Source organism: Prosthecobacter sp. (assembly GCF_014879935.1).
In the GTDB taxonomy this organism is placed as follows: Bacteria; Verrucomicrobiota; Verrucomicrobiia; order Verrucomicrobiales; family Verrucomicrobiaceae; genus Prosthecobacter.
This window is the reverse complement of record NZ_JACSRD010000116.1, coordinates 1-26,255: the sequence shown is the minus strand read 5'-3', so window position 1 is coordinate 26,255 and position 26,255 is coordinate 1. Positions and strand designations below refer to the sequence as shown.

At 61.6% G+C, this 26,255-nt stretch carries 21 protein-coding genes; 12 read left to right on the top strand and 9 right to left on the bottom strand.

All coding sequences use genetic code 11. The annotated features are described in order from the left end of the window. Positions 1–27: 27 nt before the first annotated feature. Positions 28–1,332: an amidohydrolase gene (locus tag IAE77_RS08505; protein WP_294224702.1), complete on the bottom strand. Its 1,305-nt coding sequence runs from the start codon at positions 1,330–1,332 to the stop codon at positions 28–30. 30 nt (positions 1,333–1,362) lie between these two features. Further along, positions 1,363–5,307 (bottom strand): PQQ-binding-like beta-propeller repeat protein, encoded by a 3,945-nt coding sequence (locus IAE77_RS08500; RefSeq protein WP_294224700.1) that lies wholly within the window; start codon positions 5,305–5,307, stop codon positions 1,363–1,365. A gap of 253 nt (positions 5,308–5,560) precedes the next feature. On the opposite strand from IAE77_RS08500, the gene IAE77_RS08495 reads away from it, so the two are divergent. Beyond that, positions 5,561–6,517: a hypothetical protein gene (locus IAE77_RS08495; RefSeq protein ID WP_294224695.1), complete on the top strand. Its 957-nt coding sequence runs from the start codon at positions 5,561–5,563 to the stop codon at positions 6,515–6,517. Positions 6,518–6,535: 18 nt separating this feature from the next. Further along, positions 6,536–7,276, top strand: coding sequence for a lysozyme inhibitor LprI family protein (locus IAE77_RS08490; protein WP_294224694.1), 741 nt, complete (start codon positions 6,536–6,538; stop codon positions 7,274–7,276). 6 nt (positions 7,277–7,282) lie between these two features. Here the strand turns inward: IAE77_RS08490 and IAE77_RS08485 are convergent, their stop codons facing one another. Beyond that, positions 7,283–8,158 (bottom strand): hypothetical protein, encoded by an 876-nt coding sequence (locus IAE77_RS08485; protein WP_294224692.1) that lies wholly within the window; start codon positions 8,156–8,158, stop codon positions 7,283–7,285. A gap of 168 nt (positions 8,159–8,326) precedes the next feature. Between IAE77_RS08485 and IAE77_RS08480 the strand changes: the two genes are divergently transcribed. Then, a complete protein-coding gene (locus tag IAE77_RS08480) occupies positions 8,327–8,581 on the top strand; it encodes a VF530 family protein (protein WP_294224689.1) in 255 nt (84 codons plus the stop codon). Positions 8,582–8,588: 7 nt separating this feature from the next. On the opposite strand, the gene IAE77_RS08475 is transcribed toward IAE77_RS08480, so the two are convergent. From IAE77_RS08475 to uvrA, 3 genes are all read right to left on the bottom strand, one after another. Continuing rightward, positions 8,589–9,341: an ABC transporter ATP-binding protein gene (locus IAE77_RS08475; protein ID WP_294224686.1), complete on the bottom strand. Its 753-nt coding sequence runs from the start codon at positions 9,339–9,341 to the stop codon at positions 8,589–8,591. Positions 9,342–9,358: 17 nt separating this feature from the next. Then, positions 9,359–10,162 (bottom strand): hypothetical protein, encoded by an 804-nt coding sequence (locus tag IAE77_RS08470; RefSeq protein ID WP_294224683.1) that lies wholly within the window; start codon positions 10,160–10,162, stop codon positions 9,359–9,361. Positions 10,163–10,224: 62 nt separating this feature from the next. After that, positions 10,225–13,170: an excinuclease ABC subunit UvrA gene (gene uvrA, locus IAE77_RS08465; RefSeq protein ID WP_294224681.1), complete on the bottom strand. Its 2,946-nt coding sequence runs from the start codon at positions 13,168–13,170 to the stop codon at positions 10,225–10,227. 126 nt (positions 13,171–13,296) lie between these two features. On the opposite strand from uvrA, the gene IAE77_RS08460 reads away from it, so the two are divergent. From IAE77_RS08460 to IAE77_RS08450, 3 genes are all read left to right on the top strand, one after another. Next, entirely contained in the window at positions 13,297–14,259 is a 963-nt protein-coding gene (locus IAE77_RS08460; protein WP_294224678.1) for a hypothetical protein, read from the top strand. Positions 14,260–14,407: 148 nt separating this feature from the next. After that, complete coding sequence (gene hisD, locus IAE77_RS08455) at positions 14,408–15,694, top strand: histidinol dehydrogenase (RefSeq protein WP_294224675.1); 1,287 nt, start codon at positions 14,408–14,410, stop codon at positions 15,692–15,694. Beyond that, positions 15,691–15,978, top strand: coding sequence for a hypothetical protein (locus IAE77_RS08450; RefSeq protein WP_294224673.1), 288 nt, complete (start codon positions 15,691–15,693; stop codon positions 15,976–15,978). Before hisD ends, IAE77_RS08450 begins: the two co-directional genes overlap by 4 nt. A gap of 11 nt (positions 15,979–15,989) precedes the next feature. Here the strand turns inward: IAE77_RS08450 and IAE77_RS08445 are convergent, their stop codons facing one another. Continuing rightward, positions 15,990–16,928 (bottom strand): type I phosphomannose isomerase catalytic subunit, encoded by a 939-nt coding sequence (locus IAE77_RS08445; protein WP_294224670.1) that lies wholly within the window; start codon positions 16,926–16,928, stop codon positions 15,990–15,992. A gap of 63 nt (positions 16,929–16,991) precedes the next feature. Between IAE77_RS08445 and IAE77_RS08440 the strand changes: the two genes are divergently transcribed. The 3 genes from IAE77_RS08440 to IAE77_RS08430 are packed head-to-tail and all read left to right on the top strand — an operon-like array spanning position 16,992 to position 20,368. Further along, positions 16,992–18,377 (top strand): FAD-linked oxidase C-terminal domain-containing protein, encoded by a 1,386-nt coding sequence (locus tag IAE77_RS08440; RefSeq protein WP_294224668.1) that lies wholly within the window; start codon positions 16,992–16,994, stop codon positions 18,375–18,377. 10 nt (positions 18,378–18,387) lie between these two features. Further along, complete coding sequence (locus tag IAE77_RS08435; RefSeq protein WP_294224666.1) at positions 18,388–19,716, top strand: heterodisulfide reductase-related iron-sulfur binding cluster; 1,329 nt, start codon at positions 18,388–18,390, stop codon at positions 19,714–19,716. A 49-nt stretch (positions 19,717–19,765) separates the two neighbouring features. Then, positions 19,766–20,368: a flavin reductase family protein gene (locus IAE77_RS08430; protein WP_294224664.1), complete on the top strand. Its 603-nt coding sequence runs from the start codon at positions 19,766–19,768 to the stop codon at positions 20,366–20,368. Here the strand turns inward: IAE77_RS08430 and IAE77_RS08425 are convergent, their stop codons facing one another. Beyond that, positions 20,369–22,441, bottom strand: a complete 2,073-nt coding sequence (locus tag IAE77_RS08425; protein WP_294224660.1) for an FAD-dependent oxidoreductase — start codon at positions 22,439–22,441, stop codon at positions 20,369–20,371. It lies immediately after the preceding gene. Positions 22,442–22,593: 152 nt separating this feature from the next. On the opposite strand from IAE77_RS08425, the gene IAE77_RS08420 reads away from it, so the two are divergent. Together IAE77_RS08420 and IAE77_RS08415 are read left to right on the top strand one after the other, a co-directional pair. Continuing rightward, positions 22,594–23,013, top strand: coding sequence for a YMGG-like glycine zipper-containing protein (locus IAE77_RS08420; RefSeq protein ID WP_294224657.1), 420 nt, complete (start codon positions 22,594–22,596; stop codon positions 23,011–23,013). Between the two features lie 66 nt (positions 23,014–23,079). Continuing rightward, on the top strand, positions 23,080–24,309 hold the full coding sequence (locus IAE77_RS08415; protein ID WP_294224654.1) for a putative sulfate exporter family transporter: 1,230 nt from the start codon (positions 23,080–23,082) through the stop codon (positions 24,307–24,309). Here IAE77_RS08415 and IAE77_RS08410 read toward each other — a convergent pair whose 3' ends face one another. Next, on the bottom strand, positions 24,310–24,717 hold the full coding sequence (locus tag IAE77_RS08410; protein WP_294224651.1) for an Rrf2 family transcriptional regulator: 408 nt from the start codon (positions 24,715–24,717) through the stop codon (positions 24,310–24,312). Between the two features lie 178 nt (positions 24,718–24,895). On the opposite strand from IAE77_RS08410, the gene IAE77_RS08405 reads away from it, so the two are divergent. Then, positions 24,896–26,161: a replication-associated recombination protein A gene (locus tag IAE77_RS08405; RefSeq protein WP_345780969.1), complete on the top strand. Its 1,266-nt coding sequence runs from the start codon at positions 24,896–24,898 to the stop codon at positions 26,159–26,161. The last annotated feature ends 94 nt before the right edge of the window (positions 26,162–26,255 follow it).

Below are 26,255 nucleotides of genomic sequence, written 5' to 3'. Positions count from 1 at the left end.
GCCAGAGGCCAGAAGGCGTTTCACGTGTCACGGGCGCACGCGATCGAGGAAATCGCACACTGCGGCCGCCATCGCGGCCACGCCCGTTTTGATCGACTCCTCGTCGCAGTCATACATCGGCGTGTGGCCGCCGTGGATGAAGCCCTTCTCCTCATTCGCGACGCCGAGGCGGAAGAAGAAGCCCGGCACCACCTGCGCGTAGTAGCTGAAGTCCTCCCCGCCCATGCCGGGGCTGAACTCGATCACGTTCTTCTCCCCGCACACCCGGCGGAAGGCCGACAGGGTGGCCTCCACCAGCGCGCGGTCATTCTCGATGCGTGGATAGGTCTTGCGATACTCCATCTCATACTCAGCGCCGTGCGCGGCGGTGATGCCTTTGAGCACGCGGTGCATTTGCTCGATGACGCCGTCGCGGAATTTCGAGTCGAACGTGCGCACCGTGCCGCCCATCTCCACGCGCTCCGCGATGATGTTCTCCCGGTCGCCGCCTTTGATGAGCCCGATGCTGATGACGAGCGGCTGGCGCGTGTTGGTCTGGCGGCTTTTGATCATCTGCAGCGCCATCACCGCCTCCGCCGCCACGGCGATCGCATCCACGCCTTTGTGCGGGGTGGAACCGTGTGCCATCCTGCCTTTGATCACGATGCGAAAGCGGTCGCTGTTCGCATTGTCCACTCCCGCCGTGTACCCGATCTGTCCGGCCTTCAAATACTGCGTGACCTCGTCCGTGGTGCTCGCGGGCTGAACGCTCGCCGTCGTGTGCAGGCCAAAAATCGCCGCCGGCCTCGGATCCTCCAGCACGCCCTGCGCCACCATCAGCTTTGCGCCCCAGTCGCCCTTGAAAGTCGCGGGCATGGCCTCCTCCGCAGGCTGGAAGATGAATTTCACGCTGCCTTTCACGTGATCCTTGTGCTTCGCCAGCAACTCGGCCACGCCGAGTGCGCACGTCACATGCACATCATGTCCGCAGGCATGCATCACGCCTGGATTTTTCGAACGGTAGGGCGTGCTGCGCAGCTCCTTGATCGGCAGCGCGTCCATGTCCGCGCGCACCGCCACGCAAGGGCCGTCCTGCGCCCCTTTCAGCATCGCCACCACGCCCGTGCCGGCCACACCGGTGCGGATGTCCGTGAATCCGAGCTCCTTCAAACGATCCGCGACGAGTTTCGCCGTGCGCACCTCCTCATTCGGCAGCTCCGGATGCGAATGAATGTCCCGCCGGATCTCGACGAGCTTCGGAAACATCTGCGCGATGCTTTGCGAAAACACCGCATCACGATTTTCCGCCGCGAGAGCACCAGCGGCGGCGAGGAGGAGAAGAAGAGAGCGCATGGGAAAAATTCGTCAATCGGGTCAATGAAGTCACCGCGTCGCCACGCCCTGCGTGATCTCTTTCGCGTTCGTCTTGAGGATCTCGATGCCGTTCAAGATCGGTTCCCCGGTCACGGGGATCAGTTCGACGGTCAAAAGCTCGCTGGCGGGCACTTTTTCGAAAACTTCGACAGCAGCGCCTTTTCGCGTCGCGGGGTCGAAGGCCTTCAAGACGACCTTGTCGCCGAGTTTGACGTCGAAGACGCGTTTTCCGGCCACATCGCCCGCCAGCGCGGCGAACATGAGTTTCACCGTGTAAGTCGCCGAAGCGGCACCTTTGGCCTGAACAGGGATTTCGAGCTTCGTGAGGCCGCGCAGGCCGCTGGCGAAGATCCATGGCGTGTCGTGGCCGGTGATTTCGAAGCTCTCGGCGTTGTAGGCATACTCGCCGCCGCCTTTGAGATACTGCGGCTTGAAGTTGAGCGGCAGATCAATGCCGGCGCGGCTCGCGGGGCGCGGATAGCCGAGCCAGAGCTTGCCGTGCGCGTCGCGTCGATCACCGGGAGCGCCGAGATTCAGCGCCATGTGCTGCACGGGCAGCGTGACGCCATCGGCGCTGTACACGCCCCAGTTCATGCGGTCCTCACGCGGCTCGAAGACGATCGTGCTGGCGATGGAGAAAAGGCACACGCAGCCGGCGCTGGCCTCCGGGATCATCACGAGGCCGTTGGCGGGGATCGTGTTGATCCAGCAGCCGAGTCGATGCCCCGCGAAGTGCTCCGTGCCGCTGTCCGTGTCGCGATCATAAAAGGCGGTGAACTTCGAGCGGAAGAACATCATGCCCGGCGTGGCCGAAATGGCACCGCAGTGATGCCCGGGCCGCGCAAACATCCACGCGGTCTCCTCGCCGGTGATCGGATGCTGCCGCGTCTTCTGCTTCCCGGTGTAGAGATCGTAGCTCCACGGCTCCGCGATGATTTCATCGTCCACCACGACCGGGCGATGCCGGTAATTGCCGTCCTTCGCCCACACCTTGTCGCCCTTCGTCGCGTTCAGCACCACGAGACGGCGGCGCTTGAATTCACCGCTCAAAAACTGCTCCCAGTAGTGCCCGTTCGCGTTCGCACCGCCGAGCACGAGATGACCGTTGTGATACATCAGCGTCAAAGCACCGCCGCCGATGCCGATCTCGCTGCAATCCGTCACATCCACCGGCTTCGCCCAGAGTTGTTTGCCCGTTTTCGCATCCACGGCCACGGCCATGCGCATGTCGTTGTTTTTGACGCGATCCTCGGCGAGTTCGCGCTCCTTGCCGGTGAGTTTGGCGAGCGCGCTCTTGTCCTCTTTGAGCATCAAATTCCGCTGCTCAGGCGTGAGCGAAGCGTCGATGAAATACACGCTGCCATCGCCAATCGCCACGGTTTGATGCGCGATATGCTTCCCTTGGTAAGTCCAAGCCAGCGCACCGGTCTTCACGTCATACGCAAAGATGCGATCCGTCGAAATCGACGCGCTTTTGCCACGGCGAGCCACTTCGCTGGCCTTCTCGACGCGTTCCGTCTCTGTCCCATAAAGCAAACCGTCCTCATAGGCGATGTAACCCCACTCCAGACCCTTCTTGGTGCCTGCGCCGGGGATTTTCAGTGTGCGCACGACCTCGCCAGTGGCCGCGTCGTATTGCAGGCACTCATCACCGAGCAGCATGAAGAAGTAATCATCGCTCGCCACCATGTTCCCCGGCTCGCGAGCGTTGTACACGCCGGTGCGCATCGCGCCGGGGTTCTTCGTCTCCCACAGGAACTGGCCGTTGTAAGCGTCGTAGGCCATCACGCTCTCGTTTCCTTGCACAAAGAGCCTGCCATTGATCGAGATCGGTCCCACCGCGCCATCGTGACGGTTCACCATCTGCCCTGGACCGGGATCGCCATACCACAGCACGCTCATGCCGCCTTTGATGCGCGTGTCGTTCGTGCTCGAAGTGTTCGCCGCGTTGCCGTATTGATGCGACCACGAGCTCGCACCCGGCAAAGTCGCCCTCGTGAGCACCGTCCAGCCATCCGCTTTCGTGATCGTGGCCTTTTCTTCGCTCAACTTCGTTTCCGCGAGCCACGCATCGCTCTTCGCATTCGTCGCGAAGCAGAACTTGCCGCCGATCGGCTTCAAATGCCTCGCCACCTCCTTCGGCACGCCGCCGGGTTCACCGACGATGAGGTTCGCGAAGTAGCTCGAATACGGAATCATCGCGAGGTCGAGATGATCGAGCGTGATGCGCGAGCCGTAGAGGCCGGTTGGGAGCAAACTTTGCCTTCCAGCGGCTACTTTGGCCTCATCCGAGTTCACACCGAAAACAACGAGCTCGCTCTGTTTCGCCAATTCATAGGCCAAAGAGCCGTCATCGCCCAAAACGAGGCAGAAACCTTTTTTGACGCCGGTTTGCTTCAAGATGGCTTTTGCTTCTTCAGCCTTGCTCGAAATGAAATTCGAGGCCTCAAGCGTCGGTGAGCCTTCTTTCTCACCAAACACATGCACGCGACCTTTCGTCGTGCTGACAACAAGATGACCATCGGAGACCGCCAAGCCGCGTGCTTCGCCGTCCACAGCCAGTTTCGCGGTGATTTGACCTTTTTCGGTGTCGATCACGATCACTTCGTCTTTGCCACCAGCGATCAAATGCTTGCCCGCGAGGATCAGCGCCGACTGATGCGGCGATTCGAGCGTCCATTTCACACCCACATCGGCTGCGATGGCGAGGTCGGCCTTGTGCTTGGCGCTTTCGTCCTGCTTCGCTTTGTAGGCGGCACGCAGCGGCTCGTATTTCGCCGCGATGGCGGCCAGCTCGGCGATCAAGGCTTGATCGCCCGGTGCCTTGCGTGCGGCGGCTTCAGCGGCTTGCAACTTCTTCGCCTCGGCGAGTGCCGGATGCTTTTTCAAGTCGGCGCTGATCTTCGCGATGGCCATTTCGTGGCCGTGACGGATGCGCGTGCCGTCCGCATGCTTGAGACGATCCACGGCGGTGATCGTTTTGCCGTTCGCCATGTAGCCCATGTCGCCCGCGAGCGTCATCTGCGTGCCAGCGAACCATCCGAAGCCGCTTTTTTGCTTCTGCTGGTCGAGCGCGAGGATGTGATGCTCGCCCACCGAGTAGATTTGATCATCCGCGAGGAAGGCCTGCGTGCCACCAATCTGCCCGCCCGCATCGCCACGCCATCCCGGCTCCGGTTTCGCGATGTACTCGCCCGTTTTGCGATCAAACGACGCTGCCAGCGTGCGTCCCGAAGGCACGAAGAGAATGTCCTTCGTCGCGAGCAAGTAACCCTGCGGCGAGAGGTCATTGCGACCCGCGTCCTTCTCGGAAATGGCGTCATTCTTCCAGATCACCTTCCCCGTCGCCGCCTCGACGGCATACAGATAAACCTTTTCATGCGGAAACACGCCCGCGCCGAAATACGCGACGCCGTCATCCACCAAAATGCCCGTCCGCACCGGCCAGCGCGACACCATGCGCCCGCGAGCGAGGATGCGCTCATCATGCGGCCCCGCCCGCAGCTTCCACACCACCTTGCCGCTCGCCGCATCGAGGCAATACGCATAGCCATCATCCGAGCCGACATACACCTTCCCATCCGCAATCATCGGCGCGAGCCGCACCGGCGCATTCGTGAAAAACGACCACACCTCTTTGCCGGTGGCCACTTCGCGACACATCACCCGCCCATCCACCGACGAACCGAAGAACACGCGCCCGCCACTGATCGCGACATGGAACACATCGTCAAAACGGATGCGGTTGAAGAGCTCATGCCCCTCGATCACGCGACCATCCTCGCCCGCCCAGGCCATCTGCGGTGCCGTGGGTGACGCGAAGGTCCAAGCGGGCTTCAGCGTGCCGGGAAGACTGTCGTTCGTCGCCCCGACACGCGAGGCATCGTGCAGATAAGTCGGCCATTCGGCAAAGACAGCCGTGGAGAGAGCGAGGAGGCAAAGGAGCGGGCGCATGGTTGATGATGCTAAAACGCTGGGGATGCATCATTCTCGCGACAGCGTCGTGGAGTGCGTGTGGCAGGCCTCGGCGCGACACCGCTTTCGCATGCCGGTTTCGGCCTCAGAGCATTCTTCCGGCGCTCGAAAGCGGTGTCGCCGATGCGAGGCTTCGCCCTCGCATCTCTGCCACCGCACTCCACGACGCTCTCGCGGGATCTCGCATGCTCCAGATGCAAGAAGATGGCCAGTGGCCGTGATCTATCGGAGCATGATCCGACTTCTCGTTTTTCTGCTCCTTGCCACCAGCTCCGCCATCGCCTGCTCGGTGCCGGTTTTCCGCTATGCTTTGGAGCACTGGCCTGCGGACGCGTATCGGGTGACGTTGCCGCATGGGAAGACGCTGGCTGGAAACTTCCAGATCACTCATGACGAGGAGAACCGCATTGAATTACGCCAGCCTCGGACGATGCGGAATGACGCGGTCATCTGGTCGGCGGAGTATTCGGAGGACAATGTGCAGCGGCTCGCTGATTCACCCGCGAGAAAGGAAATCGCCGACCGCCTGAGCAACGGCGAGAGCGCTGTGTGGGTGCTGCTGGAGAGTGGTGATGCGGTGAAAGATGCCGAAGCGGCCAAGTTTCTCGATGAGCGGCTGGGATACCTCGCCGGAGTGATGGAACTGCCGAAGCTCGACGAGCAGGACATCAAAAACGGCCTTGTCTCGCTGCCTGGCAACGGATTGCGGGTGGCGTTCTCCACCTTGCGGGTGAAACGCGATGATCCGGCCGAAGACGCCTTTGTGGCGATGCTGCTGGCGAGCGAGGAGGATCTGCGCGAGTTCAAGGAGCCGATGGTCTTCCCGATATTCGGCCAGGGCCGCGTCCTGTATGCGCTGGTGGGCAAGGGCATCAAGGTGGAGACGGTGGACAGCGCCGCGCAGTTCCTGATCGGCTCGTGTTCCTGCCAGGTGAAGGAGCAAAATCCGGGCGTGGATCTCGTGATGGCGGTGGATTGGAAGCAGATGGTGAAGGATCAGGCGCTGCCCGGTGAGAAGCTGCCGGAACTGTCCCAGGTGGCCGATCTGCTGCCGCAGACGGTCAAGATCGAGGCACCGCCTTCCACATCCGAGCCGCCGGTGAAGTCGGACTGGCGACTGGTGGCGTTGATTGTCGCCATCGTCGGCCTGGTGCTCGTGCTGAAACGGTTTTGGACACGCCGTCCGTGATGGCTATGCATTGGCCGCATGCGCTCCGTCACGTTCATCCTGGTTGCATTGGTCGTCTCCATCCTGCCTGCCGCGGCCCAGGAGAAGAAACTCACTCGCCAGCAGGCAAAGGCGGAATTTGAAAAGGCTGACAAGGCGCTGAATGAGGCCTGGGCTGCGGCGAAGAAGGCGCTGTCGGAGCCGGAGTTCAATCAGCTGAAGGAGGAACAGCGGGCATGGGTGGAGTATCGCGACTATCTCGCCCGTTCGCCGATGTACACCGGTGCGGAGGCGCACGACGAACTGGCGCTGGACGCACCGGAGTATCTGCATGCGGCGGCGGGTCTGGAGGAAATGCGCACCGAGTGGCTCAAAGGGCTCATCCGTGAATCGAAGCCAGATGAGCCGCTCACGGGCCGCTGGACGGACAGTTATGGCGGCCTCATTGAGGTGGTGGAGACCGAGGGGCGCCTGCATTTCGTGATCCAGTGCGTGCGCGGCCCCACCTCCCATGTTGGCGGCCTTTCTGGCATCGCTTCCTGGAATGCCGGCCTGGGCTGGTTCAGCGACAAAGGCCGCGACAAGGAAAAGGCCGACGAGACAAACCTCTGCTTCGTCCTGCGTGACCGGAAACTGGAAGTCGTCGGCGCAAACACCGGCTACTACCACGGCGTCCGGGCCTACTTTGGCGGTGAATACGTGAAAACCGGCACCTTGAGTGCGAAGGGGCAGGGCAAGGTGAGCCAGGCCGCAAAAACGGGCGACCTGCCCGAGGAGTAACCTGAATCAGATCTTGGGCTCGTTGAGATCGAGGCCCATCTTCTTCAGCTCCCATTCCTGAGCCTCCCATGGCACGGCGGCGGGGACGCCCACGGGCTTTTCATTCGTGAAGATGCCTGCGGAAAGCGGGCGGATGCGGCGATGCGTGGCATGCTTGTCCACCAATGGCATGCCCTGGGTGCCGGCGGCGGGATTCTGCGCGTCCTTCTCCTCCTGCTTCCACTGCACGGCCAGTTGGTGCAGGGCGACGATGCGATACCAGTGCCAGGGCTGCTCGCAGAGCACATTGGTGCGGCACCAGTGCCAGTTGGCGAAGAGTTCCAGCTCCGCCGGGCGCACGAGGAAGCAGCGCACGCATTTGCGGCGCACGACCTGGCGATCCTCGCAGGTCATCGCGAAGAGCCACGTCTCACGGGCGAACGGCGTCGTGGCGAGGTGCCCGGCGATATGGTTGAAGGCGTCATTGAGCACCTCAAAGCCAAGCTGCTCCTCCGTGCGCAGGACCGGGCTGCGCAGCGTGGTGTGATCCGCCAGTTCGCGCACGATTTTCCGGGCGGCGGGGTTGTCGTAGAGGTCGTTCACCGTCGTGCTGGGCATCAGGTTGCGGAAGATGAGCACGCACTTGTCCGAACCGGGCACATTGGCCAGAAAGTGGGCCTGAAACAGCACGTCGTCCGAATCACCCCGGCGCAGGCGATCCAGGGCCCTGAGCTGCCGGCGGAAGAGCAGCAGCCAGCTCGCGAAGAAGCCGAGAAGGAAGCCGAGAAACTTGCCGGTGAGCTCAGGGACGACGCGTTTCCATTCGAGATGCTTCAGCCAATCGACCGCTTGCTCGACACTGAGGCTGTTGATCCATTGGATGAATTCGTCGTAGTAGCTCATGGCTGCGGGAGATCAGGAGGGCGGAGGCTAGAAGGAAAAGCCCGTGCCGCAACACGTGAGTCGCTGAAGAATCTGCCCACCTGATTGAAGTTCAGGGGATCAAAACCTTCCACGCCAAACCCATGGACGGCATCGCGGGAGCCGTTAGGATGAAGGCACTCTCTCTTCATGCACGCCGCCGGCCCCAAAAACCCTCTTCATGGCATCACGCTCGAAATGATGGTCACGCAGCTCGTGGCGCACTACGGCTGGGAGATGCTGGGGCGGATGATCCAGATCAATTGCTTCAACTGGAACCCCAGCATCAAGTCCAGCCTGACCTTTCTGCGCCGCACGCCGTGGGCACGGGCCAAGGTGGAGGCGCTGTATCTGGATTCGCTGCCGGACATGCAGCCGAAGCAGGAGGGCGAGACGCCCGAGTGAGCCACGTTCAGAGCCGCTCGACGTGCTTCAGGTGCTCGGGCGGCGGATGATCGGCATCCACATCGTGCACCTCCACGACACGACCGTCGTCCATGTTGGCGATGCGGTTGGCGTGGTGGAAAATGCGGTTGTCGTGCGTCACGATCAAAACAGCGCGGTCGTTGCCACGGGCGACGTTTTCGAAGAGTTCCATGACGACATGGCCGTTCTTCGCGTCCAGCGCGGCGGTCGGTTCGTCGCAGATGATCAGATGAGGCTCATGCACCAGCGCACGTGCGATGGCGACACGCTGCTGCTGCCCGCCAGAGAGCTGAGACGGGCGATGTTTGAAGCGATCTGCCAGTCCGACCTGCGCGAGGACTTCCTTGGCCCGCTTTTCCGCCTTCGAGGCGGAAACGCCCTGGATCAGGAGGGGAACACTCACATTCTCCGCACAGCTCAGCGTGGGGATCAGATTGAATGACTGGAAGATGAAACCGATGTTCCGGGCACGGAAACGGGTGATCGCCGCAGGCGTCATCTGGTTCAAATCCTGGCCCAGGACCTCCAGGCTGCCCTCATCGGCCATCAAAGTGCCGGCGATGATGCTGATGAGGGTCGTCTTGCCACAGCCGGAAGGACCGACCAGCATGGTGATGTCACCGCGTCGCACCTCCAGCTCAATCTCCTTCAGCACCTGAAGCCGCGATCCACCGTCGCCAAAGCTTTTGGAGACGTTCTTCACATGGGCCGCGAGCCGGCTGTTGTCACCGTTGTTCATTCGTGTGGATTAACGTCTCAGGCGCTTTGCCGGAACCAGCATTTGGGCAGAAGGACGGACGGATTGGGAGAGTTGTCGCAATCCAGGGCATGGGGGAACTGGGTTTGATACGACTGCCCGTGAAGGCGGTCCTTCCGCACGAACGTGAACTCCATGACCTTGGGAATGCTGATTCCATGAAGCTGGATCGGCGGGCGGTAGTTGTTCGGGTGGATATGGACAGAAACATGCGTCTGTAGAATCTTTTCGAACGCACGCCTGGCCACATTGAAGAAGGGCGCGCTGTACAACTGGTCCAGCAAATGAAACTCCGCCACGATGATGCGGAATCGCTTCATCAACGTGTCTGAAGCCGACAGAAAGATCTCGTACTCATAACCTTCGATGTCTGTTTGCAGCATCAGATCCGCGTCGCTGCCTGGCAATGACGAGTTCACCCAGTGCTCGAGAGTCATGAATGAGTCGTCCGTGGTCACGCCGAGATACTTCTTCGTGAAATGAAACCGCTCGTGCCGGTCTGCCGGTTGATCGACCGATTTGTCGGCCAGGAAGACCTGCATGCCCAACTCTGCGCAATCTTTCTCGAATCCAGACACGAAGCTCACGCCTGGTGAAAAGCAGGCCTGGATCCCCGCCAGGTCGTCAGGCACCAGATAGCCGCCATCGCCCGTCGGGCCCAGACGAATCAACTTCTGATCAGGCGTGCGTGGATGCAGGCTCTCCAGCAGGGTGCGAAGCTCGGCCGGATTGCTCATGCCTGTCGGAAACGCCCTGACAATCGAGAGAAGTTTGATCAGGCCATATTGCAGGAGGTGTTTCATGGACAGTGCTTGAGTAACATGGTGTCGCTTGATGAACAATGCGGATTTGGCGAAGCACGCCGCTATGAAATGACCTCGCGCAGAAATCTGCCCGTCGCGCCTTTCTCGTTCGCCGTGATCTGCTTCGGCGTGCCTGTGGCAACGATATGCCCGCCCTCGCTGCCGCCGCCGGGGCCGAGGTCGATGACCCAGTCGGCGCAGCGGATGACGTCGAGGTGATGTTCGATGACGATCAGTGTATTGCCCGCATCTCGCAGGCGCAGGAGGACCTGGAGCAAGGTCTGGATGTCGGCGCTGTGCAGGCCGGTGGTCGGCTCGTCGAGCACGTAGAGCGTGCGGCCGGTGCTGCGTTTCGCGAGTTCGGTGCTCAACTTGATGCGCTGGGCCTCGCCACCAGACAAGGAAGCACCGCTCTGGCCGAGTTTGACGTAGCCGAGGCCCGTGTCCTCCAGCGTGCGCAGTTTGGGCGAGATCGCGGGGTTCTTGTCAAAGAAACGCGCCGCTTCGCTGACGGTCATTTCAAGCACATCGGCGATGTTTTTGCCCTTGAACGTCACTTCGAGCGTCTCGGCACCGTAGCGACGGCCTTTGCAGGCTTCGCAAGTGACGTAAACGTCGGCGAGGAAGTGCATGTCGATCTTGATCGAGCCGTCGCCCTCGCATTTCTCGCAGCGGCCGCCGGGAGTGTTGAAACTGAAGCGCCCAGCGTCGTAACCGCGCACGCGAGCGAGCGGAAGCTGCGCGAACAGCTCACGGATCGGCCCAAACGCCCCGGTGTAGGTGGCCGGATTCGAGCGTGGGCTGCGTCCAATCGGCGATTGATCGATCACGACGACTTTGTCGAGATGTTCGAGGCCGGTGATGCGCTCGTGCGCGCCGGGAATGTCCTTCGCGTCGTAAAAGTGCCGACGCAGCGCCCGCATGAGGATGTCATCGACCAGCGTCGATTTGCCGCTGCCGGACGGGCCGGTGACGCACGTGAAACAGCCGAGCGGGAAGGCAGCCGTGACGCCGCGCAGGTTGTGTGCGGTGGCGTTGTGGATCGTGAGGCTGTTCTCTGTCCGCGGTTCGCAATCCGCTGTCAGCAGCGTTTGCGGCTGCGAAGTGGCCTGGATGCGGACTTTGCCGCTGAGGAAGCCGCCGGTGATCGAACTGGCATTGGCGGCGATTTGCTCGGGCGAACCTTGGGCGATGATTTTTCCGCCGTGCGGGCCGGCGGCGGGCCCGAGCTCGATGATATGGTCGGCCGCACGCATGGTGGCCTCGTCGTGTTCGACGACCAGCACGGTGTTGCCGAGATCGCGGAGGCGTATCAGCGTCTTGATGAGCCGCTCGTTGTCGGCGGGATGCAATCCGATGCTCGGCTCGTCCAAAACGTAAAGCACTCCGGCCAATCCCGCGCCGATCTGCGACGCGAGCCGGATGCGCTGCATTTCGCCGCCCGAAAGCGTGCCGCTTTCCCGATTCAGCGCCAGATAGCCGAGCCCCACCTGCTCCAGAAACTCGATCCGCTTCACGATTTCCCGCTGCAACTCGCCCACGTAGGCTTTCTGCTGCTCCGTGACTTCCAATTCGCGAATCCACTGCAACGCGTCACGGATCTGGAGGGCGGTGAACTCGTGGATGTTAAGATCGAAGCCGAGTCTAAAGTTTAAAGTTTCAAGTTTCAGGTCGGGATCACGAGCGTCATCCCCCTTGGAACCTGAAACTTGAAACTTGGAACTCAGCCTCACAGCCAGCGATTGCGGCTTGAGCCGTTTGCCTTCGCATTTCGCACACGGCTGCGGATTCATCAGCCGGGTGAGGTTGGCGCGGAGCATCTCGCTTTCGGCGTTGTCGTAGAGACGGCGGACTTCGTTGAGCAGGCCCTCGAATGGTTTTGCCACGCTGCGCTTCGTGTCGGATTTTTTCCAGCCGGTGTTGATCAGCACATCACCCGTGCCGTTGAAGAGGGCCTCTTTGAAGGCCTGCGGCAGCGATTTGAACGGCGCATCCATCGACACCTCGAAATGCTGCGCCAGCGCCTCAATGCCGCGGTTGAAGACGACGCGGAGCTTAGGGTGCTTGGCCCACCAGGCCTTGATCGCCCCTTTGGCGAGCGATTTGGACTCGTCCGGCACCAGCAGCGTCGCGTCCGGCGTCAGCGTGGTGCCGGTGCCTTCGCAGACCGGGCAGGCGCCAAGGTGGGTGTTGAAGGAAAAATGCTGCGGTGTGAGGCGCTCGATGACGTAACCGGTGCGCGGATTGGCGAACTCGGTCGTGTAGCTGAGGATTTCCTCGCTGCCGTCGAGGTTCACGAGGAACTGCACCTCACGCTCATTCCAATGCAGCGAGCTTTCGATGGCCTCCATCAGCCGCTGGCGCGAATCGGCCCGCACGACGAGACGATCGATGACGGTCTCGACCCGATGCTGGCTGCTGGCCGCCGGTTTGAGCGAATCGTCGATCTCCACGATCTCGCCGTTCAAGCGCACACGCACGAAGCCCTGGCGCTTCAGTTTCTCAAACAGCGCCCGTGTCACCGTGCCGTTCGCCGGAGCTTGCGGCGACAAAACGACCACGCGTGTGCCTTCGCCCAGCGCCAGAACTTTGTCCGCGATCTCAGGTGGAGTGCTGCGGATGAGTTTTTCGCCCGTTTTCGGGTCGTGCGGCTGACCTGCGACGGCGTAGAGGACGCGGAGGTAGTCGTAGATCTCCGTGACTGTGGCGATGGTCGAGCGAGGGTTTGGATTCGAGTGTGCCTGCTCGATGGCGACGGCTGGCGACAGACCCTCGATGAAATCGACCTCCGGCTTCTGCATTTGATCCAGAAACTGCCGCGCGTAGGCCGACAGGCTCTGCACATAGCGGCGCTGGCCCTCCGCGAACAGCGTGTCGAAGGCCAGCGACGACTTCCCGCTGCCGCTGACGCCCGTGAGCACCACGAGCTGGTGCCGCGGGATGTCCACGTCGATGTTCTGGAGGTTGTGCTGCCGTGCGCCACGCACGCGGATCACGTCTTCGGCCATGCGGGGTAGTTGCCGCGTGGGGCAGGGGAGTTCAAGCCCAAGAAAGCCCTGCTCCAGCCCGTTTCATCGCCGGGACAGCAGGCGGTTGATTATCTCCTGCCTCTCCCCTAGACTCCCCGCACCGTCATGAAAGCTCTCATCGTCATCATCCTCGCCGTCGCCGTCGGCTACGTCTCCTACGAATACGTGTATCCGCCGTTCGCAGAGGCGATGAAGTTCACCAAGCACGAGCCGAAAAAAGAGGAGCCGAAGAAGGAAGTCGTCGTGGTGCCCGCTCCGAAGCCGGAACCGAAGCCCGAGCCGAAACCGGAACCCAAGCCCGAGCCGAAGGTCGTCATGGAGGAGCCGAAACCTGAGCCGAAGCCCGAAATGCCGAAGATGCCAGAGCCGCCGCCGGTCGATCCGAATGCCTTCGTGCCTCCCACCTTCCAGACGGTTGAGCAGGTGACGCAAAACTGGGCCGCAGTGCCAAAGGGCTTCTTCAACACGCCGAAGCAGGTCACGCTGAAGAAGGATCTCGAAATCAAGATGGCCATGGGCAAGGCCACCGCCGCCTCGAACTTCAAAACCGGCCAGAAAATCTTCGTCATGGGCCAGCAGGGGCCGAATCTCATCGTCGGTGCATCGGCCGGGTCGCCCATGCGTGGTGAGGTCGCCATGGACGACACCGATTTCAAAGACGTGTTCGTCGCCGCCTACGAGCAATTGAAGGTCGTGCAGACCGAAAACGCCCGCAAAGCCCACGAATACAAGCTGGCGGCCGCTGATCGTGCCAAGAATGCCCCGGCTACGACCGCCAGCACGAGCGGCGGCGGCAACGACAAGCCGGTCAAAGATGCCGACGGCACCTACCCGCTTCTTCTTGCCAGCATGAAGTCCGGCGAAGTGACCGAGATCAAGCCGGACAACATCAAGTCCTGGGGTGATCCGCAGAAAGAAAAGATCGACGACAAGGACTACTGGACCGTGAACGTCAAATACGAGACCCAGACGATGTTCGGCAAGTTTGAGACCGAGGCCCAGGCCCGCATCCTCAACGGCCGCGTGGACAAGTGGGTTTACACCGGTTCCGGCGAAGTGGTGCCGTGACCCGGCCTCTCCAGGCAGCCAATGGCCAACCCGGCTGCCTGACATCGGCTTCAATTCGATTCCCCAGGCGGGCGCCAACCAGCGCCCGCCTTTTTCGTCCGTCGCCTTCTTGCCATTCCGTCCGTTTTCCTTATTCCTCGCACGCTCCATGAAAGTCCTCCGACCCAACGACCCCGATTACGCCGACGCCATCGCCGCCCTGAACCGCCGTGCCGAGGCCAGCGATGCCGTGCGCGAGGTCGTTTCCGGCGTCATCAAAGCCGTCCGCGAACGTGGCGACGCCGCCGTGCTAGAGCTCACGGAGAAGTTTGACGGAGCCAAGCTCGCCGCCGGCGAAATGCGTGTGCCGCAGGCCGAAATCGATGCGGCTTGGGCGAACGCCGACGCCACGCTGCGCTCTGCGCTCGAAGCGTCTCATCGCAACGTCACCGCCTTTGCCAGACGCAGCCTGCGCGAAGGCTGGCGCGGCAAAAACGAGCAGGGAGCCGAAGTTGGCGAGGTTTATCACCCCTTTGAACGCGTCGGCTGCTATGTGCCCGGCGGCACGGCACCCCTCGTATCCACCGTTCTCATGACCGTCGCCATCGCCTCCGCCGCCGGAGTGCCGGAGATCGTCGTCTGCACGCCCTGTGGCAGTGATGGCAGCGTGAATCCCGGGCTGCTCGCCGCCTTGAAGGTTGCCGGAGCCACCGAGGTCTATAAAATCGGCGGCTCGCAGGCCATCGCAGCGCTCGCTTACGGCACGGAGACGATTCGTCCCGTCGTGAAGATTTTCGGCCCGGGCAACAGCTACGTCGTGGAGGCCAAACGCCAGGCTTTCGGTGCCGTCTCCATCGATCTGCTGCCAGGACCCAGCGAGGTTCTCATCCTTGCCGACAGATCCGGCAATCCCTCCTTCATCGCCGCCGACATCCTCGCTCAAGCGGAACACGGCAAGGACAGCATGGCTGGATTCCTCACCGACGACGCCGCCTTGCTCGATGCTGTCGTCGCCGAAGTCGATGCGCAGGCGAAAACACTCAGCCGTCAGGCGCAACTGACGCCCGTGCTCGAAAAAGGCGTGTTCTGCCTGCTCGTCTCGAGTCTGGAGGAAGGCGCACGGCTCGTGAATGACTTCGCACCGGAGCATCTCTCGCTCATCACCACGCGTGAGGCGGCCATTCTGCCGCTGATCCGCACCGCAGGGGCGATTTTCCTCGGCAATCACTCTCCGGTGGCCGTCGGCGACTTCCTCGCCGGCCCCAGCCACACGCTGCCCACAGGTGGTTCCGGCAAATCCTTCCCCGGCATCACGGCCGACATGTTCCAGCGCCGCACCAGCATCATCCGGCTCGATGCCGCGAGCTGTGCCAAATCAGAGCCTGTCGTGGCCGCTTTCAGCCAAGTCGAAGGACTCGACGCCCACGGCCGCTCCGTTTCCATCCGCTGCTCATGAAACATGTCGTTTTCCTCGCCATTGCCTGCTTGCTCCTGAGTTCTTGTGACAAGCAGGAAGCCAAACCCGAGCCAAAAGCCACGGCCGTTTCAGCCAAGAAAGCATCGGTGCCGGAGAAGAAGATGCCGCCTGTTCCACAAGGCAAGCTGCCGCAAATGGACCCTGAGAAGGCCAAATTCATTGCGGTGCCGAGCACACCGAAGGATCCGGAGGTGAAGAAAGCCGCCAAGCCCCAGGACGAGGTCAAGAAGGCCGAGAAACCGGCGACGGGAACCACAAAGTAGCCCGGGCTACTTCACGCCGGAATGCGAATCTCCAGCCAGCGACTGTCCGGTGTCGCCGGTTTCACTTCGCGGGCGCTGGCTTCCAAACAGGCCGGAATCAGCGCAAAATCGCCCGCTTTCAGAGTCACGCCGCCGACGCTGACTTCGCCACTCGTCACGGCCAGCGTGACACCTTCACCTGGCGCTCCGGCCGGTTTCGCACGATCACACAGCCGCACGTCGAAGTATTCGCAGCGCACCAGCGTCCCGTCCGGCTCGATGCATTGCACGCATGGCTCAAAGTCCGCGAAGTCGATGCTCTCCATCGATTCCTGCACGTGCAGCGCACGCGGCTTGCCATCCAGGCCGACGCGGTTCCAGTCGAACACGCGATACGTCGTGTCGCTGTTCTGCTGGATCTCATAGATCAACAAGCCAGCGCCAATGGCATGCACACGACCGCTGGGAATGAACAGGCAGTCGCCCGTGCGTGGCTCGATCACATGCACCGCCTCGGCCACAGTTCCGTTTTCCAGCGCCTTCTCAAAATCCGCACGTGTCGCGCCCGGTTTGAGCCCGGCGTAGATCTTCGCCCCAGGGTCCGCATGCGCGATGAACCACATCTCCGTCTTCGGCTCACCCTTCAAAGCGGCAGCCTTCGCCGCCGGCGGATGCACCTGGATCGACAAGTCGTCACAAGCGTCGAGGATCTTCATCAGCAGCGGGAAGCGTTCACAGGTGGGGGCATTCGCGCCAAACACTTCGGTGCGGTGATGGGTCCACAGATCATGCAGCGTCACGCCATCCGTGGTCACGCTTTGCGCCTCGGGACGATCAGAAACGGCCCAGGCTTCGCCAAAAGACGTGGTTTGATCCGGCAATGCATGGCCCAGGAGGGTTTCCATGCGGCGTCCGCCCCAGATGCGGCTTTGGTGGATCGGGATGAAGCGTAGCGGATGATCGAAGTTCATGTCGGGAGAGAGGAAAACGCGGCCCTCGTTGACGCTGCGGGCACGCGCTTCAAACTGTGCGCCGTGAACACCGCCAGCGCCAGCTTCATTCAATCCTTAAGGCAAGTCTTAGCTCCCGAACGTGTGCTCACGTCGGACGAGGATCTCGTGCCCTACAGCTTCGACGGCACTGCTGCGCTCAAACAGCGTCCCGGGGTGGTGGTCTTTCCGCTGACCACGGCGGAGGTCGCGGCGTGCGTCAAACTCGCCCGCGACAACGAGGTGCCTGTCGTCACGCGTGGCTCGGGCACGGGTTTGAGCGGCGGCAGCGTGCCGCTGGCTGGATGCCTGGTGATCTGCCTCGTCAAGATGGACAAAATCATCGAGCTGGACGAGAAAAACCTCACGCTGCGAGCGCAGAGCGGTGTCATCACCAAGGAGATCGACGATGCCTGCGCCAAGGTCGGCCTGTTCTACCCGCCGGACCCAGGATCAATGAAGATCTCGACCATCGGCGGCAATGTGGCGGAAAACTCCGGCGGCCTGCGTGGCCTGAAGTATGGCGTGACCCGTGACTACGTGATGGGCATCGAAGTCGTGCTGCCGGACGGCACCCAGACTTTCCTGGGCAACAAATGCGTGAAGGACGTGGCCGGGTATTCGATGAAGGACCTGTTCGTCGGCAGTGAGGGGACGCTCGGCATCATCACCGAGGTCATTCTCAAAGTGCTGCCGCGGCCCAAAGCACGCAAAACGATGCTGGCACTCTACGACTCGATGGAGAAGGCCGCTGAGACCATCTCAGCGATCATCGCGGCAAAGATCATCCCCTGCACGCTGGAGTTTCTGGATCGCATGACCGTGCAGTGCGTTGAGGACTTCGCCAAGATCGGCCTGCCGACCGATGTGGAGGCTCTGGTGCTGATGGAGACCGATGGTCACCCCGCCGTGGTCGAAGAAGAAGCCGCGCAGATGATGGCACTGGCCAAAGCGAACGGTGCGCACGACGTGCGTGCTGCGGCCGATGAGGCGGAAGGCGCGAAACTGGCCGCCGCACGTCGCAATGCCTTTTCGGCGCTCGCCCGCATCCGCCCGACGACGATCCTCGAGGATGTCACCGTGCCACGCAGCGAACTGGCGCGCATGGTGGCCTTCATCGACGATGTCGCGAAGCGTCACCGCCTGCTGATCGGCACCTTTGGACATCTTGGCGATGGCAACCTGCATCCGACCTTCCTGACGAACGAACGAGATCATGAGGAGATGCACCGCATCGAGGCCGCGCTGGAGGAGATCGTCGATGAAACCATCCGCCTCGGCGGCACGGTCACAGGCGAGCACGGCGTCGGCCTGGCCAAGAAGGGCTTCCTGAAGCGCCAGCTCGGCGAAGGCAGCTACGAACTGATGCGCAGCATCAAACGAGCCCTCGATCCACAGGGCCTGCTGAACCCCGGGAAGATCTTCGACTGAGGTCCTCATCATGCCACAAGCTGTTCTCCTCAAAGACCTCGACTACTCCGTGCTCCAGCAGTGCATGCACTGCGGCATGTGCCTGCCCACCTGTCCGACCTACGTCGAGACGAAGCTGGAGCGAAACAGCCCACGCGGCCGCATTTCGCTGCTGAGGGCGGTCGCTGACGGTGAACTGGAGGTGTCGCGGGCGCTTTCGGACGAGATGTACTATTGCCTTGGCTGCCTGGCTTGCCAGACAGCCTGCCCGGCGGGCGTGAAGTATGCGGAGCTGTTTGAAACCGCGCGTGCCGAGGTTGAGCTGGCGGATGTGAACGACGGCATGCAGCGCGGATTCTGGCGCTGGCTCACCTTGAACGTGATCTTCATGAAGCCGTGGCTGCTGCGCCTCGTGGGTCGCGTCTTGCGCCTTTATCAGCACACGAAACTCGACGTGCTGATGCGCAAAGTTCGCTTCTTTGGCCTCATGCCGCGCTCCATGGCCGCCTTGGAACCGCAGACGCCGCGCATCTCTGAGAAGTTCTCGAACGAGCTGATCCTGCCTCTCGAATCACCGACCACCAAGCCGCAGTATCGCGTGGCTTTGCTGACCGGTTGTGTGCAGGACATCACTTTCTCGAACATCAATCGCGACACGGCTGACGTGCTGCTGGCGAACGGCTGTGAGGTGGTCACGTTGCCTTCGCAGCATTGCTGCGGATCGCTGCACGCCCACAATGGCGAGGTCGAACTGGCCCGTGAGCTGGCTCGCAAACAGATCGACAGCCTCGATCTCGATGCACTGGACGCGATCATCACGAATGCGGGCGGTTGTGGCTCCCATCTGAAGGCCTACGGGCACCTGCTGCACGATGACCCCTTTTACGCCGCCAAAGCGAAGGTCTGGGATGCCAAGGTGAAGGACATTCACGAGTGGCTGGTGCAGATCCGCTTCCGCAGGCCGACGGCAGGCGCTGGAGTGAGCGAGGTGACGTATCACGAAAGCTGTCATCTTTGCCACGGTCAGAAAGTCGTGAATCAGCCGCGTCAGGTGCTGACCAGCATTCCCGGGCTCACGGTGAAGGAACTGCCGGAGTCGAACTGGTGCTGTGGCAGCGCGGGCATCTATAACATCACGCAGCCTGAGCAGAGCCAGAAGCTTTTGAAGCGGAAGCTGGCGAACCTGGAGCAGACGAAATGCCCCGTAGTCGCCACCAGCAATCCGGGCTGTCACTTGCAGATCGCGAATGGATTGAAGGCCTGCGGCGGACATTCCTGCCAGGAAGTCACGCAGCCGGTGAGTTTGCTGGCGCAGGCCTACCGTGCCGAACAAGGAGTGGGGGCCTCCGGCCCCTATTAATGTCGGGGTCGGAGACCCCGGTTCCTTGAAACAAAACTTATTCATCACCATGGAACTCGACCTCACCGGACCGCATCGCGACGATGCCTACATGATCCTCGCCGGCCTCGTCACGCCGCGACCGATCGCGCTGACGACCACGGTTGATGTCGAGGGACGCGTGAACGCGGCTCCGTTCAGCTTTTTCAACGTGCTGGGGGATTCGCCGCCTATTGTCGGCATTTGTCCGGGAGATCGCGAACCTGGCGTGCCAAAAGACACCGCGCGCAACATCCGGCTGACGCATGAATTCGTCGTGAACCTGGTGGACGAGGCAATTGCGGAGAAGATGAACCTCTGCGCGGCTTCCTTGCCGCCGGGCGAGGACGAATTGCAGCATGCCGGGCTCACCGCCGTGGCCAGCAGCGTGGTCAAACCGCCACGCATCGCGGAATCGCCCGCCAGCCTCGAATGCCGCAGCCACAGCATCATCGAGATCGGCGACAACCGTCTCATCATCGGCGAAGTGCTCCGCGTCCACGTGCGCGACGGCATTTTCGATCCTGTCACATGGTTGGTGAAGCCGGATCACTACCATCCCATCGCCCGAATGCAGAGTCCGCACTGGTATGCACGGACTCGTGACATGTTTGAAATGAGAAGGCCGAAGTGATCACTTCGCCGGCAGCCACTGAGCCGCGTCGATGATGACGTGGCCGGTGGTGCATTCGTTGCGGATTTCGAGCCAGCCGGTTTTGCCTGCTTCGAAGCGGAAGGTGCCCAGGGGGAGCAGATTGAACTTCTCCGTGGGCTTTTCCTTTTGGTTCACGATGACGGTTTTCTCACCGTCGGCGTGGTGGATGATGACGGGGACTTTGTCAGCGCGATTGCCGAGCGCGGTGTAGGCGATGGAAACGCGATACTGGCCTACAGCGGGGAGATTGGGTGTGAAGCGGGCTTTTTGCTCGCCTTTGAGACTGTCGCTGTCGTGGCGGTAGCCTTGGCCAACAAAACCGGGGGTGGTGTGGCCTTCGGAGCTGAAGCCGGTCAAATCGGCCTCGCTGTCATCGACGACGATGCCGCCGAGTTGCTCTTTGGTGAAGGCGACATGCTCCGGCATAGGAGGGGATTCGAAATCGAGCACCTGACCATCGGCGAGGAGCTTCGCTTTGAGCTTGGCGTAGTCGAGCTTTTGCAGATCGACTTTGGCTTCGATGGCGAGCACGGCGGCGGTGGCGGCGCTTTGGCCCATGACCATGAAGACGGGCTCCATGCGGATGCTGCCATACGAAATGTGGCTGGCGCTGAGGCACACGGGCACGAGCAGGTTCGTGCATTGCTCCGCCTTCGGCGTGATGCTGCGGTAGCTGATCGGATACGGACGGACGCCGATCTGGATGTCGCCCTCGTTGCGGGCAAAGCCTTCCTTCGTCACGTAGCGCTGCGTGTGGTGGCTGTCCATGTTGTAGGCACCCATGCCGACGCTGTCCTCGACGATGACGCGGCGTTTGCAGTTCTGCTCGCTCATGACGTAGCCGCCAATCATGCGGCGGGCCTCACGCACATACATCTGGCGCGGCCAGTTGCCGTTTTCGGTGAACTCATCCTTCGCCAGGCCCCACTGCGAGTAGTAGCTGCGGATTTTCTCCGGCACCCGCGGATGATTGGCGAGTGTCCACATGAGGCCCTTTTGATAATCTTCATGTGCCTTCCAGATCTTCGTCCGTGTGGCGTAATCGGCGTCCGGGTAGTCGTAATTCATGCCGATCATGTCGGTGCTGAAGGCGAAGTTGTTGTTCGTGTCCGTCTTGCGATTCGGCATCGGCGTGGGTGCCCAGGGATGACGCGGATCACCGGCCTCGCAGTTGCGGAGGAGCAGCTCGAACTGCTTTTCGTCGTAGCCTTCCGGCTTCGGGAACGGCACGCGGTTGGAATCGTCGTCCGTGTTGCACATGCGGAAGTTGTAGGCCTGGATGCGGTGATCGCCGTCGCCGTCCTTGCCCTCCGGCATCGGCGTGACGCCCCAAACGAGCCCGCTGCTCGGATCGCCCGGCTTCACATAGGGATCGACGTTTTTGATGAACTGATGATGCTTCGCGCCCGCCAACTGGAGGCCATTGATCGTCTCGCCGTAGAGTGAATTCGCCTCGCGACCGACATGGTAGCTTACGCCGGCCTTCGCCATGAGATCGCCTTCATAAGTGGCATCGATGAACATCGCTCCTTCGAACTCCTTACCACTCTCCATCACAATCTTGACGATCCTTGACCCATTCTTGACGACGCCGCTCTTCAAATCGAGCCGCTCACCGAACACGACGGTCACCTTGTCCTTCACCTTCGCGAGCATGGCGTCGTAGATCTCCGTCGCGGCATGCGGCTCGAAGGTCCACATCGTCGTTTCGGTGCTGGAGTTGCCGTGCGGGCGTTTGGCGAAGTATTGCTCGCGGGTTTGCTGCTTCCACTTCGCCGGATCGGCGTAGTAGGTGAAGATGTTCGCGTAAAACTCACGCGAGATGCCGCCGATGGCCTTTTTGTTGCCGATGTCCGTCGCGCCGAGGCCGCCCGTGGTCAGTCCGCCGAGGAATTTCGTCGGTTCGATCAAAACCGCTGTTTTCCCCATCCGCGCCGTTTGAATCGCTGCGGTGACACCACCGGAGGTGCCGCCATAAATGACGACATCGGGTGCCGAAAGGGCAGGGGAGGCCAAAAGCAGCGAGAAGAGGGCGGCAGGGAGCAATTTCATGGTCGCGCATCCCAGCGCAGGCTCGTGCGGTTTGCAACCCGTGGCGATGCTTTAGAGCGCTTTAGAGGCCGTGGTGAAAAAGATCGAATAGCTTCCGGGCTCCCGCGTCAGAGAGCGCTGATAAGATCATCCTCGTTATGAAGACCACACTCATGCGTTCGCTCACCCTCGGTTCCGTGTTTCTCTCCCTCACGTTGTCGTCCTGCGTCGATCCCTATTACGGTGGCGGCTACGGCTCGGGTTACGGAGGCGGTTATGGTCGCCCGCCTGCCCAGGGAGCTGTGACCGGGGCCCTGCTCGGTGCGGCGGCGGGTGGTATCATTGGCAATCAAAGCCGTCGTGGCCTCGAAGGCGCGGCCATCGGCGGTGTTCTGGGTGCTCTGGCCGGCAGCGCGATTCAAAACAGCCGCCAGCAGCGTTGCTACAGCCAGCCGAACTTCAACCGGGGCTACGACAACTGCCAGCCCTACGGCGGGGGATGCAACCAGTCCTATAGCGGAGATTTTGTGCAGCCAAGCTACGGCTACGGCCACCCATCGAGCTACAATCCATACGCGTTTGGCAACTGGTAGTAAAATGCCACGAATGACGGGCGTTTGAATCGCGGCGGACTCCGCCGCGATTTCTTTTTCCCGATCATGTCTGCCAACACTCACGCCTCCGATTCTGCCTACCCATCACCGACCCCGAATGCCGCTCCGTGGTGGAGAAATGAGGATTGGATGGCCGTGCTGGCCGCGCTGCCGGTGCTGATCCTGGCGACCAAAGGCATTTTTCCGTCGGAATTGATGCTTCCAGTCTGGTTTCTAGTCATCTCCGGGCTCGCGTTGCTCGCCTCACTGGGCAAACGCATCGTGCCGTTCGTTTTTGGCGCGGTTGTCATTTATGTGCTCGGCTGGGCTTCTCAATGGATCGCTGCACAACCGGCTGTGAAAGCCTACGGACTCGAATATGTGATCTTCGCTCTCGGCATCGGCCTTGTCTGGAGTCACACACTGCCAGTCCCGGAGTGGCTGCGCGAGGCGGTGCGGACGGAGTTCTTCATCAAAGTGGGAATCGTGTTGTTGGGGGCGACGATCTTTCTGCAGGAGATGCTCAAGGCGGGCATGCCGGGCCTGATCCAGGCCGCGCTGGTGATTCCGGTGGTGTGGTATGCCTGCTACTTCATTGCGAAGAAGCTGAAGGTGGATGAGGAGTTCGGCGTCATGCTTTCCACGGCAGTCTCGATCTGCGGCGTTTCGGCGGCCATCGCCGCATGTGGTGCGATTCAAGGGGATCGCAAGAAGCTCAGCTATGTGACCTCCATCGTTCTGCTTTGCGCGGTGCCGATGATGATCGTGATGCCTGTGGCGATCAAGTCCATGGGACTCAGCGAGGCGGTGGGCGGTGCGTGGCTTGGCGGCACGCTTGATACGAGCGGCTCCGTCGCCGCAGCCACGGAACAGGTCGGCAAAGATGCGACGAAAGTTGGTGTGATCGTGAAACTCAGCCAGAACGTGCTGATTGGCGTCGCTGCGTTCATCCTTTCCGTGTGGTGGAGCATGCGTGGTGGGGCGAATGGTGAGCGTCGCAAGGTTTCTGTGAAGGTCATCTGGGAGCGCTTCCCGAAATTCGTTCTCGGCTTTGTGCTCGCCTCGGTGATTTTTTCCTATCTGGTGCCAATCGAAGTGGCCGCGGCCGCCAGCAAGCCCCTGAAGGCCGTGCGGGAGGCCTGGTTTGCCGCTGCCTTCGTGTGCATCGGCCTGGAGACGCGTTTGGGCGAATTGTTCTCCCTTGGCGGAGGCCGCCCGGCGCTCGCGTTCCTGGGCGGTCAGGTCTTCAACATCGCGTGGACGTTGGTTTTGGCCCTGTGGCTGTTCGGCAAGTGATCAGATGTCGAATGACACCGACTCCCGCGATTGCTCACGCTCAATGACCTGGGCGATGGTGTGCTTTTCAAACCACTGGTTCACCTGCTGACGCAGTTCGCCGAAGATGTCACCCAGCGCCGCATGCTCGGCTCCCGGCAGCGGATCAAAAGGACCGTCAAACAAGGCGACGACCTCGCCCAGCGTGATGCGATGGGGCCGGGTGACGAGCTGGTAGCCGCCGCCCACGCCGCGTTTGCTGCGCAGCAGGCCGCCATTTTTCAGAGCCAGGAGGATCTGCTCCAGGAACTTCAGCGGGATGTGCTCGCTGCGGGACAAGTCCTGGATGGAGAAGTTCGCGCCCTCCGGCTCGCGCCCCATCGCCACCAGGGCGCGGAGGGCGTATTCGGCTTTCTTGGAGAGCTTCATGGGCCGCTATCGGAACACCAATCCGGCGCACGCGCAAACTGCGATTTGCCGTGGGGATGAATCCGCGTCATTCATCGCCTTCCTCCGCATGAGCGACGACTTTTTTGCCCCGACACCGCCCGAGCCGCCGCGTGCGGCCGCTGCGGTGCATCATGCGGGTGCGCCGCTCGCCTCCCGCATGCGTCCGCGCACTTTGGACGAGTATGCCGGCCAGCAGCACATCCTGGCGGAGGGGAAATTACTGCGCCGTGCGGTGCAGGCGGACCGTTTTTCGTCGCTCATCCTCTACGGACCGCCCGGTGTGGGAAAAACCACGCTCGCGCACATCATTTCCCAGGAGACGAAGTCGCGTTTCGTCACGCTCAGCGGCGTGGAAAGCAGCGTGGCCGACATTCGCAAGGAAGCGGAGAATGCGGGCCATCATCTGCGTCTCTACAACAAGACCACGATCCTGTTCGTGGACGAGATCCACCGCTTCAACAAGGCGCAGCAGGATGTGCTGCTGCCGCATCTGGAGCGTGGCACGCTGCGTTTCATCGGTGCGACGACACACAATCCGTTCTTCTATGTGAACAGCCCGCTGGTGAGCCGTTCGCAGGTCTTCACGTTGGAGCCACTGGGCATTGATGACCTCGAAGCGCTCATGGATCGCGCTTTGAGCGACGCCGAACGTGGCCTCGGAGGCATGAACGCCCGTCTGGAACCGGATGCGAGGCGACACCTCGCCACCATCGCCGATGGCGACGCACGGCGTTGCCTCAATGCGCTTGAGCTGGCCGTTCTCACCACGCCAAAGAGCGGCGCGGGCGAGATCGTCATCACTCTCGCTGCTGCGGAGGAGTCGGTGCAGCAGAAAACCGTCGTCTATGATGGCGATGGCGACGCGCACTACGACACCGCGAGCGCCTTCATCAAAAGCATGCGCGCTTCCGACCCCGATGCGGCGATCTACTGGCTGGCGAAGATGCTCCACGCTGGCGAGGACATCCGCTTCATCGCCCGGCGCATCGTCATCGCCGCCAGTGAGGACGTCGGCATGGCCGACAGCAACGCGCTTCGTGTCGCCGTCGCTGCCCAGCAGGCGGTGGAATCCATCGGCATGCCGGAGGCACGCATCATCCTCGCCCACGCGGTGATCTACAATGCCACAGCTCCCAAGAGCAATCGCGCCTATGTCGCCATTGATGCCGCGTTGGAGGACATCCGCCAGGGGCGCACGCTGCCAGTGCCGAAACACCTCCGCGATGCCCACTACAAAGGCGCGAAGCAATTCGGCCACGGGGAAGGTTATCTCTACCCCCACGACTTTGAGGGCGGTTTTGTGCCCCAGCGTTGCCTGGAAGGCGGCCGTCAATATTACGATCCCACGTCGAACGGGCTCGAAGCCCGCATCAAAGAGCGCCTGGACCACTGGCGGGCTCAGTGGGACGCAGAGAAGCGCTGAAACGGCGGTTTTCCCGAGACCAGGGAGACCTTGACTTCGGAAGAGGAATGCCGTGCCAAAGTTATGGTTATTCAAGTAGAGCGAACCTTAAAAC